Source organism: Actinoplanes sp. CA-142083, from assembly GCF_050942195.1.
Classification (GTDB): domain Bacteria; phylum Actinomycetota; class Actinomycetes; order Mycobacteriales; family Micromonosporaceae; genus Actinoplanes.
In genome coordinates this window covers 4,069,500-4,082,765 of sequence record NZ_CP192076.1, presented here as the reverse complement: position 1 = coordinate 4,082,765, position 13,266 = coordinate 4,069,500, and the positions used below count along the sequence as shown (strand labels likewise).

The 13,266-nt window shown below is 69.5% G+C and carries 12 protein-coding genes; 8 read left to right on the top strand and 4 right to left on the bottom strand.

Translation table 11 applies throughout. The features are described 5' to 3' along the window. Positions 1 to 181: 181 nt before the first annotated feature. Together ppgK and ACQPZX_RS18655 are read left to right on the top strand one after the other, a co-directional pair. Complete coding sequence (gene ppgK, locus ACQPZX_RS18660) at positions 182 to 964, top strand: polyphosphate--glucose phosphotransferase (RefSeq protein ID WP_433382285.1); 783 nt, start codon at positions 182 to 184, stop codon at positions 962 to 964. A gap of 15 nt (positions 965 to 979) precedes the next feature. Next, the gene (locus tag ACQPZX_RS18655; RefSeq protein ID WP_433382282.1) at positions 980 to 1,444 is read left to right on the top strand and encodes a PPOX class F420-dependent oxidoreductase; all 465 of its coding nucleotides are present in this window, start codon (positions 980 to 982) and stop codon (positions 1,442 to 1,444) included. A gap of 327 nt (positions 1,445 to 1,771) precedes the next feature. On the opposite strand, the gene ACQPZX_RS18650 is transcribed toward ACQPZX_RS18655, so the two are convergent. Further along, a complete protein-coding gene (locus ACQPZX_RS18650) occupies positions 1,772 to 2,347 on the bottom strand; it encodes a hypothetical protein (protein WP_433382279.1) in 576 nt (191 codons plus the stop codon). 95 nt (positions 2,348 to 2,442) lie between these two features. Here ACQPZX_RS18650 and ACQPZX_RS18645 point away from each other — a divergent pair, with 95 nt between their 5' ends. The 5 genes from ACQPZX_RS18645 to glgB all read left to right on the top strand — a co-directional run bounded on the left by ACQPZX_RS18645 (position 2,443) and on the right by glgB (position 10,573). Then, positions 2,443 to 3,225: a spermidine synthase gene (locus ACQPZX_RS18645; RefSeq protein WP_433382276.1), complete on the top strand. Its 783-nt coding sequence runs from the start codon at positions 2,443 to 2,445 to the stop codon at positions 3,223 to 3,225. A gap of 117 nt (positions 3,226 to 3,342) precedes the next feature. Continuing rightward, positions 3,343 to 5,307, top strand: coding sequence for an alpha-1,4-glucan--maltose-1-phosphate maltosyltransferase (locus ACQPZX_RS18640; RefSeq protein ID WP_433382273.1), 1,965 nt, complete (start codon positions 3,343 to 3,345; stop codon positions 5,305 to 5,307). 24 nt (positions 5,308 to 5,331) lie between these two features. Further along, a complete protein-coding gene (gene treS, locus ACQPZX_RS18635; RefSeq protein ID WP_433382271.1) occupies positions 5,332 to 7,101 on the top strand; it encodes a maltose alpha-D-glucosyltransferase in 1,770 nt (589 codons plus the stop codon). Beyond that, positions 7,098 to 8,426 (top strand): maltokinase N-terminal cap-like domain-containing protein, encoded by a 1,329-nt coding sequence (locus tag ACQPZX_RS18630; protein WP_433382268.1) that lies wholly within the window; start codon positions 7,098 to 7,100, stop codon positions 8,424 to 8,426. Before treS ends, ACQPZX_RS18630 begins: the two co-directional genes overlap by 4 nt. A gap of 41 nt (positions 8,427 to 8,467) precedes the next feature. Beyond that, positions 8,468 to 10,573 carry a 1,4-alpha-glucan branching protein GlgB gene (gene glgB / locus ACQPZX_RS18625; protein WP_433385317.1) on the top strand — a complete coding sequence of 702 codons (2,106 nt, stop codon included), beginning with the start codon at positions 8,468 to 8,470 and terminating at the stop codon, positions 10,571 to 10,573. Here glgB and ACQPZX_RS18620 read toward each other — a convergent pair. The 3 genes from ACQPZX_RS18620 to ACQPZX_RS18610 all read right to left on the bottom strand — a co-directional run bounded on the left by ACQPZX_RS18620 (position 10,570) and on the right by ACQPZX_RS18610 (position 12,718). Then, on the bottom strand, positions 10,570 to 11,127 hold the full coding sequence (locus ACQPZX_RS18620; protein ID WP_433382266.1) for a DUF4240 domain-containing protein: 558 nt from the start codon (positions 11,125 to 11,127) through the stop codon (positions 10,570 to 10,572). The two genes, glgB and ACQPZX_RS18620, sit on opposite strands and share 4 nt — an antisense overlap. A 61-nt stretch (positions 11,128 to 11,188) precedes the next feature. Then, positions 11,189 to 11,635, bottom strand: a complete 447-nt coding sequence (locus tag ACQPZX_RS18615) for a hypothetical protein (protein WP_433382263.1) — start codon at positions 11,633 to 11,635, stop codon at positions 11,189 to 11,191. Positions 11,636 to 11,881: 246 nt separating this feature from the next. Further along, entirely contained in the window at positions 11,882 to 12,718 is an 837-nt protein-coding gene (locus tag ACQPZX_RS18610) for a glycoside hydrolase family 16 protein (protein ID WP_433382260.1), read from the bottom strand. On the opposite strand from ACQPZX_RS18610, the gene ACQPZX_RS18605 reads away from it, so the two are divergent. Continuing rightward, a complete protein-coding gene (locus ACQPZX_RS18605) occupies positions 12,711 to 13,250 on the top strand; it encodes a GNAT family N-acetyltransferase (protein ID WP_433382257.1) in 540 nt (179 codons plus the stop codon). The two genes, ACQPZX_RS18610 and ACQPZX_RS18605, sit on opposite strands and share 8 nt — an antisense overlap. Positions 13,251 to 13,266: the final 16 nt, after the last annotated feature.

Sequence of the window (13,266 nt, the reverse complement as noted above, 5' to 3'; positions counted from 1 at the left end):
CGGCGACCGTTCAGTGCTTCCACGTTAACCAGAAAGCCTACTCCCGACTAGCCGAAAGTATGAGTCATTCACGTCGAACGGCCGATCCGCGCGGGACGAGGGTGAACCGCGCAGGATTCGATGTCGCCCCCACGTGGTAAACAGCGGGAAACAACTGCGAACCAGGAGACGGGACACAGGGATGGCCACTCTCGGCATCGACATCGGCGGCTCCGGGGTGAAAGGCGCACCGGTCGACACGGTGCGGGGCGACCTTCTCGCCGAGCGGTACCGCGTTCCCACGCCGCAGCCCAGCGACGTGACCAGCGTCGTCGACGCGGTGGCCGAGGTCGCCGCGCAGTTCGACGACTTCGACCAGGTCGGGATCACGTTCCCCGGCGTGGTGGTGGACGGCGTCACGCGTACGGCGGCGAACGTCGACAAGTCGTGGATCGACGCGCCGGCGGCCAGGCTGTTCAGCGAGCGGCTGGGCAAGCCGGTCACGGTGCTCAACGACGCGGACGCGGCGGGCGTCGCCGAGGTGGCGTTCGGCGCCGGCCGCGACCAGTCCGGGCTGATCATGATGCTGACCTTCGGCACCGGCATCGGCAGCGCGCTGTTCCTCGACGGCGTGCTCATCCCGAACACCGAGCTGGGCCACCTCGAGCTCGACGGCAAGGACGCCGAGGTGCGCGCCTCCGACCGGGCCCGCGAGGCCGACGACATGAGCTGGGAGAAGTGGGCCGGCCGCGTGCAGGACTACCTGCGCCACGTCGAGATGCTGCTCTCGCCCCGGCTGTTCATCATCGGCGGCGGGGTCAGCAAGAAGTCCGACCGGTTCTTCCCGCTGATCGACATCCGGACGCCCATGGTCCCGGCGACCCTGCTCAACAACGCCGGCATCATCGGCGCGGCGGTCACCGCCGAGCAGGCGGCCGGCCACCCGGGCGCGATCCAGACCGACGCCGCCGCGGCGAGCGCCTGACCGAGGAGACACCGAGTGCCCCGCACCATCGCCACGAACACGCCCGTCGACCGCGAGGCGCTGCTGGAGTTCATCCGGCCGCGGCACCACGCGATCCTCATGACCACCCGCAAGGACGGCCTCCCGCAGGCGTCGCCGAACACGTGCGGCGTCGACACCGAGGGGCGGATCGTCATCTCGACCTACCCCGAGCGGGCCAAGGCGCTCAACATCCGCCGCAACCCGCGGGTGAGCGTGCTCGTGCTTTCCGACGACTTCGGCGGCGCCTGGGTCCAGGCCGACGGCACCGCCGAGGTGCTCGACCTGCCCGAGGCCCTCGAGCCGCTGGTGGAGTACTTCCGCGTCATCTCCGGCGAGCACCCGAACTGGGACGAGTACCGCCAGGCCATGCGCGACCAGGGCAAATCCCTCATCCGCGTGACGATCGACCGCTGGGGCCCGATCGCAACCGGCGGCTTCCCACCCCGCCTGGCCGACTGACCCACCGCGGCCGGCCAGCTTGAGCCCCCGCGGCCGGCCGCGTCCCAGCCACCGGCCGGCCGCCCGAGCCACCGCGGCCGACCGCACCCGAGCGACCGCGGCGGGCCGCACCCGAGCGACCGCGGCGGGCCGCGCCCGAGCCACCGCGGCGGGCCGCGCCCGAGCCACCGCGGCGGGCCGCCTGAGCCACTGCTGACGCTCGGCCACACCCGCGGCGACCTGCGGCCGGCGGAAAGCAAACGGTCGCGCCCCTCGGACCAGGGGCGCGACCGTCAGAACCTAGTAGGGCTTGCCCACTCAAAGTGGGCAAGCGACCACTCGAAAACCTCAGGCGGCGATCTCCACCTGGTCGGCGCCGAGCAGGTAGAGCAGAGTGTCGCGGTGCAGCTCGGCGATCGGCTCGAGCAGGTCGGGGTGGCGCAGCAGGACCGACGCGTCGCGGTCGCGCTGGTCGGGGTTGAGCAGGCGGCGGAACTCGTTGGGGAGGCCACCGGCGCGGCGGGGCTGCGGGCTGGGACGGTCGCCGTCGTAGGGGACGGCCGCGGCCACGGCGTCGACGCCCCGGCGGGCCAGCATCGGGTCGGCCAGCAGGCAGGCCGCCCAGGAGACGACGACCTCGTCGACCCAGGTGCGCCAGCCCTCCTCCTCGGCCTCCTCGTCCTCAGGCTCGCTACCGACGCGCCAGTCCAGCACGGCCGAGCCCCCGGGGCCGGCGATCGCGACCAGGGCGGCGTCCATCTCGGTGGGGTACCGCAGCCAGGCGGCGACCGTGACGGCCTGGCGCGCCTGGAGCTCCGACAGCGTGTGGGCGATCGTGTCGGGGGTGCCCGCCGGGTAGGCGCGCGACAGCCAGTGCGTGCTGGCGGCGATCACGGGCGAGAGCTCGACTGACGGTCCGGCCACGAGGTGCTCCTCCAAGAACAGGCGCGGTACCGGTCGGACCGCGTCAGGGGTACACCTCGGCCGGTCGGGAGGCCGAGTTGAGTAGGGTCACCGGGATGGGACCGCACGGCAACCGAGGCGCTCCCCTGCGCGCCCTGGTGGCCTCCGGCATCGCCGAGCTGCGGCCCGATCCGGGCCGGCCGCGGGGCTGGACATTGCTGGTCAACGGCGTGCCGCAGTCGTATGTCGATCTTGCGGATCCGGGGCACCTGGAGTTCCCCTACGAGGTCCAGCTGGGCGCCGTCCTGCGTCTTTGGAGTGCTCAGGCCGTACGGGAAACGGTTTTGCATCTGGGTGGCGGCGGCCTGACGCTGCCTCGCTTCCTGGACCACCTGCGGCCTGGCGAAAAGCAGCTGGTCGTCGAGCGCGACCCGCAGATCCTGGCGATGGTCGAACAGAACCTGCCGTTTCCGGCGTCGATCGAGGTGCGGCTCGGTGACGCGCGCACGGAGCTGGAGAAGATTCCCGATCAGAGCCTCGGTCTGATCATTTCGGACGTGTTCGTCGGCGCGGCCATGCCGGCCAGTGTCGCCGCCGGGGGATTCGCGCGGGCCGCCCGCCGCGCTTTGAAGCCGGACGGTTTACTGGCGATGAATTTGACGGACGTGCCGCCGCTGGCGCAGACCCGGATCCAGGCCGCCACCGCGCGCACCGCCTTCGACGAGATCGTTCTCTACGGCGACGCGGACGTGATGCGCGGGCGACGGGTGGGAAACGTGATTTTGCTGGCCGGTAACGTCCCGATGATCAAAGCGGGTAAGCATGAAATCGTGCTTCGCGCCGACGAACTCCGGATTTTCACCGGGGGCGCGAGGCCACTCCTGGACGAGCCGCGCTGAACGCGCTCCGGTAGGTTGGAAAGCACGGTTTGCGGCACATCCGCGGGGAGAAGTATGCCCCGACGGCGGTCTCTGTTCGCCGCGCCTGTCCACGCCCGTCTGACTACGGTGGAGATCATGACCGGTCGTTTTCCCATCGAGGACGTGACGCCGTCGGTGTCCTGTGGCCGCTACCCCGCCAAGGCGGTGGTCGGCGAGCTCGTCCCGGTCTCGTGCGTGTCCTATCGCGAAGGACACCACACGCTCGGCGTCAACGTGGTATGGCGCGGGCCCGACGGCGAGACCGAGCCGTTCACCCGCATGCGGCCGGGTGAGCCGGGCCTCGACCAGTGGCACGGCACGATCCGGCCCGACCGGGTGGGCCGGTGGACGTTCACGGTGGAGGCCTTCGAGGACCCGTACCGCACGTGGCGCGACGCGGTGGTCAAGAAGATCGGCGCCGGCCAGGGCCTGGAGGACCTGGCGAACGATCTGGCCGAGGGCGCCGACGTGCTCGACCTGGCCGTCAAGATCGTTCCCCACGACCACGAGGATCGCGTACGGGCGGCCGCGGCATCCCTGCGTGACGAGCAGACGTCGCTGTTCGCCCGGGTCTCCCCCGCGCTCGACCTCGAGGAGCTGCTCTGGCAGAACCCGGTGCGCCAGCAGGTGACCACGACCAGGTCGTACGCGATCTGGGTCGATCGCCCGCGCGCGCTCTACTCGGCGTGGTACGAGTTCTTCCCCCGCTCGGAGGGCGCCGAGATCGGCCCGGACGCGACCCCGGTCAAGCACGGCACCTTCGCGACCGCGGCCGAGCGGCTGCCCGCGATCGCGGCCATGGGCTTCGACGTGGTCTACCTGCCGCCGATCCACCCGATCGGCAAGGTCAACCGCAAGGGCCGCAACAACACGCTCGTCGCCCGCCCCGAGGACGTCGGCTCGCCGTGGGCGATCGGCTCGGAGGAGGGCGGCCACGACGCGATCAACCCGCTGCTGGGCACCCTCGACGACTTCCGCGCGTTCATCCGCCGTACGGAAGATCTGGGCATGGAGGTCGCGATGGACCTCGCCCTGCAGGCCGCGCCCGACCACCCCTGGGTGAAATCGCACCCGCAGTTCTTCACCACCCGCGCCGACGGCACCATCGCGTACGCGGAGAACCCCCCGAAGAAATACCAGGACATCTACCCGATCAACTGGGACAACGACTACCGCACGCTGCGCGACGAGGTCTACCGCGTGGTCATGCACTGGGTCGAGCAGGGCATCAAGATCTTCCGGGTCGACAACCCCCACACCAAGGCCGTGAACTTCTGGCAGTGGCTGATCCCGAAGGTCAAGGAGACCAACCCCGACGTGCTGTTCCTGGCCGAGGCGTTCACCCGGCCGGCCATGATGAACGGGCTGGGCAAGGTCGGCTTCACCCAGTCGTACACGTACTTCACCTGGCGCACGACGGCCTGGGAGATGCGCGAGTACATGGGACAGCTGCTGGCGTCGCTGGACTGGATGCGGCCCAACTTCTGGCCCAACACCCCCGACATCCTGCACGAGTCGCTGCAGCACGGCGGCCCGCCGATGTTCAAGATTCGCACCGTGCTGGCGAGCATGCTCTCGCCGTCCTGGGGCATGTACTCCGGGCTGGAGCTCTTCGAGCACGTCGCCCGTCCGGGCGCCGAGGAATACATCGACAACGAGAAGTTCGAGCTCAAGCCGCGGGACTGGGAGGGCGCCGAGCGCACCGGGCGGTCCCTCGCGCCGTACATCACCCGGCTCAACCGGGTCCGGGCCGCCAACCCGGCGCTGCACTGGCTGCGCAACCTGCGCTTCCACGAGGTCGACAACGGCGCGCTGCTCTGCTTCTCCAAGCGGGACCCCGAAAGCGGCAACACCGTGCTGGTCGTTGTGTCGTTCGACTCCAGCAACGTGCAGTGGGGCAACACCACGCTCAACATGCCGGAACTGGGGATGGACTGGCATGAGCGGTTCACGGTGGTCGACCAGATCACCGGCGCGACGTACGAGTGGGGCCAGCACAACGCGGTCCGCATCGACCCGTACATCGAGCCGGCGCACGTCTTCGTGCTTCAGCGCAACTGATTCAAGTACCTGCGGGTGGGGTAGGTGGGGAACGCAATGGACCTGATCGAGGAACACGACCCGTCTGAGGGCAGCCACGTCGAGGACGGCGTGGTCGAGCATCCCACGGCGGAGGATTTCGGCCACGCCCGCACGCTTCCCGCCGACGCCACCTGGTTTCAACGGGCCGTGTTCTACGAGGTTCTCGTCCGGGCCTTCTACGACTCCGGCTCGGACGGCGCCGGCGACCTGCGTGGCCTGATCGAGCGCCTCGACTACCTGCAGTGGCTGGGCGTCGACTGCCTCTGGCTGCCGCCGTTCTACCAGTCGCCGCTGCGCGACGGCGGCTACGACATCAGCGACTTCTACCGGGTGCTGCCCGAGTTCGGCACGGTCGAGGACTTCGTGGCGCTGCTCGACGCGGCCCACAAGCGCGGCATCCGGGTGATCACCGACCTCGTCATGAACCACACGAGTGACCAGCACGCGTGGTTCCAGGAGTCACGCCGTGACCCCGACGGGCCGTACGGCGATTTCTATGTATGGAGCGACACCAGCGACAAGTACCAGGACGCCCGGGTCATCTTCGTCGACACCGAGGAGTCCAACTGGACGTTCGATCCGGTCCGCCGGCAGTTCTTCTGGCACCGGTTCTTCTCCCACCAGCCCGACCTCAACTACGACAACCCGGCCGTGCAGGAGGCGATGCTCGACGTCCTGCGCTTCTGGCTGGACCTGGGCATCGACGGCTTCCGGCTGGACGCGGTCCCCTACCTGTACGAGCGGGAGGGCACCAACGGGGAGAACCTGCCCGAGACGCACGCGTTCCTCAAGCACTGCCGCAAGGTGATCGACGACGAGTTCCCGGGCCGGGTGCTGCTGGCCGAGGCCAACCAGTGGCCGGCCGACGTGGTCGAGTACTTCGGCGACCCGCGCTCGGGCGGCGACGAGTGCCACATGGCGTTCCACTTCCCGCTGATGCCGCGCATCTTCATGGCGGTGCGCCGTGAGTCCCGCTTCCCGATCTCCGAGATCCTCGCGCAGACGCCGGCCATCCCGGACAACTGCCAGTGGGGCATCTTCCTGCGCAACCACGACGAGCTGACCCTCGAGATGGTCACCGACGAAGAGCGCGACTACATGTACTCGGAGTACGCCAAGGACCCGCGGATGAAGGCCAACGTGGGTATTCGCCGGCGGCTCGCGCCCCTGCTGGAGAACGACCGCAACCAGATCGAGCTGTTCACCGCGCTGCTGCTGTCGCTGCCCGGCTCGCCGGTTCTGTACTACGGCGACGAGATCGGCATGGGCGACAACATCTGGCTCGGCGACCGCGACGGGGTGCGCACGCCGATGCAGTGGACGCCCGACCGCAACGCCGGGTTCTCCACCGCCAATCCGGGCCGCCTCTATCTCCCGGCCAACCAGGACCCGGTGTACGGGTACCAGGCGGTCAACGTGGAGGCCCAGCGCGACAGCTCGACGTCGCTGCTCAACTGGACGCGTACGATGCTGGCGGTGCGACGCCGCCACGAAGCGTTCGCCGTCGGCACGTTCCGCGAGCTCGGCGGGTCGAACCCGTCGGTGCTGGCCTATCTGCGCGAGAACGGCGACGACGTGGTGCTCTGCGTCAACAACCTGTCGCGCTTCCCGCAACCGATCGAGCTCAACCTGCAGCACTGGAACGGGTACACGCCGGTCGAGCTGACCGGGCACGTGAATTTCCCGCGCGTCGGACAGTTGCCGTATCTGCTGACCCTTCCCGGGCACGGCTTCTACTGGTTCCAGCTGTGCAGGAGCGAGGAGAAGCAATGACGCTGCCCTTCGCCGAGTGGCTGCCGCAACAGCGCTGGTACGCCGGCAAGGCCCGCACGCTTTCGTCGGTCAAGGAGGCGTCGTCGACCAAGCTCGGCGACAACCTCGACCTGGTGCTCATCGACGTCGAGTACACCGACGGCAGCTCCGAGCGATACCAGGTGATCGTGGCCTGGGACCACGGCCCGATCGCCGAGTTCAGCGGCGTGGCCACCATCGGCACCGTGGACAAGGGCACGGGCTACGACGCGCTCTACGACCAGGGCGCCGTCCGGTACCTCCTGTCGCTGGTCGCGGCGGGCGGCACCACGGGCGACGTGGTCTTCGAGCCCGAGCCGGGCGCGGAGTTCCCGGGTGACGACTCGTACCCGCGGGTGTTCGACGCCGAGCAGAGCAACACCAGCGTGATCTTCGGCCAGGAGGCGATCCTCAAGGTCTTCCGCCGGGTGGCCAGCGGCATCAACCCCGACATCGAGCTGAACCGGGTGCTCGGCCGGCACGGCAACCAGCACGTGGCCAAGCTCCTCGGCTCGTTCCAGACCACCGAGAGCGGCGAGCCGTCGCCGCTGGGCATGGTGACCGAGTACGCGGCGAACTCGGCCGAGGGCTGGGCGATGGCGACCGCGTCGGCGCGCGACCTGTTCGCCGACGCCGAGATGGCCGCCGACGAGGTGGGCGGCGACTTCCAGGGCGAGTCCTACCGGCTGGGCGAGGCGGTCGCGTCGGTGCACGCCGACCTGGCCGAGGCGCTCGGCTCCGGACCGGCGCCGTTCCCGCTCGACGCGGTGCTGGCCCGGCTGCGGCAGAACGCGAACGCGGTCAGCGAGATCCAGCAGTACGTGCCGACCATCGAGGCGCGGTTCCGCTCGCTCGCCGGCGAGGAGGTCACCGTGCAGCGCATCCATGGCGACCTGCACCTCGGACAGGTGCTGCGCACGCCCGAGGCGTGGCTGCTGATCGACTTCGAGGGCGAGCCGGGAGTGCCGCTCGAGGAGCGCCGCCTGCCGGATTCACCCCTGCGTGATGTGGCCGGCGTGCTGCGCAGCTACGAGTATGCGGCGTACCAGTTGCTGGTCGACTCGGACGACGACGAGCACCTGGCGGCCCGGGCCCGGGAGTGGGTCGACCGCAACCGGGCCGCTTTCTGCGACGGGTACGCGCACGCCTCCGGCAACGACCCCCGTTCCCAGGCGGCGCTGCTGGCCGCGTACGAGTTGGACAAAGCGGTCTACGAGGCCGCCTACGAAGCCCGTCACCGGCCTGGTTGGCTGCGGATCCCGCTGCGATCGATCAATCGGCTGGTCGGAAAGGAGTCACTGTCGTGATCGGCCACCCCACCCCCTCGCTCGCCGCCGACCAGCGCGCCATGAACGGAGTGGTGGCCGGCGACACGCACGACCCGCACGCCGTCCTCGGCGCGCACCCGACCGGCTCCGTCACGGTGATCCGCACCCTGCGCAAGGGCGCCGAGAAGGTCGCGGTGATCCACGACGGCGACCGGGTCGAGATGCTCAAGGTGCACGACGACGGCATCTTCGCCGCCGAGCTGCCCGGCACGGTCCTCGACTACCGCCTCGACGTGGACGGCAAGGAGGTCGACGACCCGTATAGGCATCTGCCCACCCTGGGTGAGCTCGACCTGCACCTGATCGGCGAGGGCCGGCACGAGAAGCTGTGGCGGGTGCTGGGGGCGCAGCCGCGCGGCACCGGCGTGGGCTTCGCGGTGTGGGCGCCGAGCGCCCGGGGCGTGCAGGTGGTCGGCGACTTCGTGGGCTGGGGTCCGTACGACGGGTGGCCGATGCGGTCGCTCGGGTCGAGCGGCGTCTGGGAGGTGTACATCCCGGACGCGCACGTCGGCTCGAAGTACAAGTTCAAGATCCTCGGGCGGGACGGGGTGTGGCGGGAGCACGCCGATCCCCTGGCCCAGCACACCGAGGTGCCGCCGGCGACCGCGTCGGTCGTCTTCTCGTCCTCCTACTCGTGGGAAGACGCGACCTGGATGCGGGAGAGGGCCTCGAAGGCCTGGCACCAGGAGCCGATGAGCGTCTACGAGGTGCATCTCGGATCCTGGCGGCCCGGTTTGTCCTACGTAGATCTTGCATCCGAATTGACCGAATATGTCACCGACATGGGCTTCACCCATGTGGAGCTCATGCCCGTCATGGAGCACCCGTTCGGGGGCTCGTGGGGTTATCAGGTGACGGGATATTTCGCCCCCACGTCGCGTTTCGGAAATCCCGACGAATTTCGGTATTTGGTCGACAAATTGCACCAAGCCGGGATCGGCGTGATCCTCGACTGGGTGCCGGCCCACTTCCCCAAGGACGAGTGGGCCCTCGCGCGCTTCGACGGGACACCCCTTTACGAGCACGGCGACTGGCGGCGCGGCGAGCACCCCGACTGGGGCACGTACGTCTTCGACTTCGGCCGCAAGGAGGTCCGCAACTTCCTGGTGGCCAACGCCATCTACTGGTGCGAGGAGTTCCACGCCGACGGCTTGCGGGTCGACGCGGTCGCCTCGATGCTCTACCTCGACTACTCCCGCAAGGACGGCGAGTGGACGCCCAACCAGTACGGCGGCCGGGAGAACCTGGACGCGATCAGCTTCCTGCAGGAGATGAACGCGACCGTCTACAAGAACAACCCCGGCGTGATCACGATCGCCGAGGAGTCCACCGCCTGGCCCGGCGTCACCCGCCCCACCCACCTGGGCGGCCTCGGCTTCGGCTTCAAGTGGAACATGGGCTGGATGAACGACACCTTGACCTACATGACCAAGGAGCCGATCTACCGGCAGTGGCACCACCACCAGATGACCTTCGCGACGGTGTACGCCTGGAGCGAGAACTACATCCTGCCGATCAGCCACGACGAAGTCGTACACGGAAAAGGCTCTTTGACCGGCAAGATGCCCGGCGACCTCTGGCAGAAGCTGGCCAACACCCGGGCGCTGCTCGGCTTCATGTGGGCGTTCACCGGCAAGCAGTTGCTGTTCATGGGCGGCGAGATGGCTGACCTGCAGGAGTGGAGCGAGGAGCGCGGCCTCGACTGGGCCCACCTCGCCGACCCGCAGTTCGGCGGCGTGCAGACCCTGGTCAAGGACCTCAACCGGGTCTACCGCGAGTCCCCCGCGATCTGGACGCAGGACACGTCGCCGACCGGGTTCCGCTGGATCACCAGCGAGGACTCGCAGCACAACACGTTCTCGTTCGTCCGCTTCGCGCCCAACGGCGACGCGCTGGCGTGCATCGTCAACTTCGCCGCCATCCCCCACGAGGGCTATCGCATCGGCCTGCCCCGGACCGGCCGCTGGGCCGAGGTCATCAACACCGACAGCGAGCTGTACGGCGGCTCCGGCGTCGGCAACCTCGGCGAGGTGACCGCCGAGGAACTCCCGTGGCACGGCTTCAACGCGTCGGTGTCGCTGCGGGTGCCGCCACTGGGCGCGGTCTGGCTCCGCTACGAGGGTTAGAAGATCTTCGTGAGCCGCGGGTAGCGGCGCTCCATCTCCTCGTCGTCCTCCCAGTTCCACTGCGTGTCCGGGGGCTCCGGCGAGAGGCGGAAGTCGTACCCGCGGTCCACCAGGACCTGCTCGAGGTCGCCGTCGGTGGCCTCCTCGTAGGCGTCCTCAGCCACGTCGTCGAGGCTCTCCCAGTCGGGCCACTCCGCCTCGGCCCACTCCTCGGAGTCGCGGCCGGCCAGCTCCCGGATCGCGGGCACGTCGGCCAGCGCGTCCGGGTCGGCGGCCACCGCCTCGAAGACCTCGCGACCCTGCCCGATCAGCCACGCCTGGAAGTACCAGAAGCCGTCGTCGGAGCAGAGCCCGCCGCAGACCAGCCAGGCGGCGCCCCACAGGCGGTAGGTGTCGATCCGGTCGCGCAGGGCGTCCAGGTGCAGCTGGAAGTCGACGATGCCGGCGGCCGGATAGCCGGCGAGCGCGTCGATGAGCCAGTCGGTGCGCTCGTCGGGGTCGGCGGTTTCCCGGCCGCTGCGCTCGATCAGCGCCCAGAATGCATCTAGATCCACACGCGCACTACACCACATCAAAGTGATGGCAAGATGTCCGCCGTGCCGACGACAGAGGGCACTAGATCGTACGGCGCCGCACCCGCCACACGACCACACCGATCAGGACCGCCGCGACGGTGACGAACAGGGCCGCCTCGATGAGCTGGAACGTCCAGAACCGGTCGGCCGGGTGGTAGATCTCGAACTGCTGGATGGCCCGCGCGTGCAGGAACTGGTTGACGTTGGTGCCGGCCCGGTTGGCGGCGCCGGCCTGGTCTGTCGAGCCGCCGACGGGCACCGGCTCCGTGGTGGTGAGCGGGGTGGCGTACGCGGGACGGGCCAACAGCGCCACCGGCATCCTCGCGGCGAGGAACGCCCCGAAGGCGACGCCGAACGCGAACAGAAGCTTCGCGGCCAGGCCAGGACGCAGACCTCGGTCCGGTGCTGACGCCAGATCAACCACGTCATGCCGCCACCCTGACGTGACCGCGGCGCTCGGCCCGGACGGCCGGCGCAGGTACGCCATCACCAGGTCCTCCAGCGCGACCGGCTGGGCCTGCCAGCCGGGCGCGGTGGTGATCGCGCCGTCGCGTACCAGCAGGGTTGTGTGCCGATGTGGGTCGCGGGCTGGGGAGCCGCGACCGCGGGGAGGGCGGAGCGAGGGGCCGCCGGTGCGGCGCCGGCGGGCGCCGGGCCGACGGGTGGGGACGGGGCGGCGCGCGAGGTTCCCGTCAGGGAGCCTGAGCCGGGTCGGCTTGCCGAGCCCGTACGATCAAATGCCCTGTTTGTAGGCGTAGATGCGGACCCAGTCGGTGTGCATGACGACCTTGGCGGGGGTGGCGGCGTTGCGGCACTCGATGAAGGCGTCGCAGCCCTGGTCCAGCTGGATGGCCAGGTGCATGGGCGAGGTGGTGGGTACCAGGCCGTCGGTGCGCTCGTCGAGGCCTACGGTCCACTGCTTGTCGCCGTCCAGGTAGAAGGTGACCCGGTCGGGGGTCCAGTCGGCGCTCATGACGTGCCACTGGGTGAAGTCGGCTCGGGTGGTGTGGCCGAGGCGGTCGTTGTTGGGGTGGTTGTGCACGAAGCTGTTGGTGTAGGCGCGGGCGCCGCGGTTCACCTCGGAGATGTCGATCTCGCCGTCGTCGGGCCATTTCTCGCTCTGGGGCCAGAGCAGCAGGATCGCCGAGTAGCCGGCGCCGCGGTCGACCTTGAAGCAGACGTCGACGTGGCCGTACATGAAGTTGACGTCGCTGGAGAGGCCTCCGGAGACGTCGCGGCCGTCGGCGCCCTTGCCGCCGGTGATGCGCAGCTCGCCGCCGGCGACGGTGACCCGGGAGGGGTCGCGGGGGACGTGGCCGTCGGGGTCGTCGTAGACCGACCATTTCGTGGCGGTCAGGGACTTGCCGTTGAAGTCGTCCTGGAAGATGAGCGGGCCCCAGCCGCTGGGGGCGGTGGGCCTGGCGCAATTCCTCGCCGGTGCGGTCGTGGTCGCGACGGGCGTCGAGGGGCTGTCTCCGGCAGCCCACTGCGGAGTCGTGGGGGTGCTGGTGCACGCGGCCAGCGCCAGCGTGGCGGCCAGGACCCCGCCGTATCCTCGGCGAATGCTCATCACCACGGAACGGCTCCTCCTTCGTCGCTTCCGGGCCGCCGACGCCCCGGTGCTGGCCGGGTACCGGTCGGACCCGGCGGTGGCGCGGTACCAGTCCTGGGACGCGCCGTTCCCGCTGCTGCGGGCCGAGACCGCGGTCGCCAACTTCATGGCGTCCGACCCCGGCAAGCCGGGCTGGTTCCAGTACGCGATCGAGCGCGCCACCGACAAGACCCTGATCGGCGACGTCGCGGTGCATCTGCACGACAACCTGCTGCAGGCCGAGGTCGGCTTCACCCTCGCGACCCCCTATCAAAAGCACGGGTACGCCACCGAGGCGGTGAGCGCCGTGCTGGACCGCCTGTTCCGCCTCCAGGGCCTGCACAAGGTGGCCGGGGAGTGCGACGCCCGGAACACCCCCTCGGCGACGCTGATGGAGCGGCTGGGCTTCACCCTCGAGGGGCGGCTGCGCGAGCAGACCTACATCAAGGGCGAGTGGACCGACGATCTGATCTTCGGGCTGCTGGCGACCGAGTGGTTAAAAGATGGGTAAAAATCCTATTATGGGG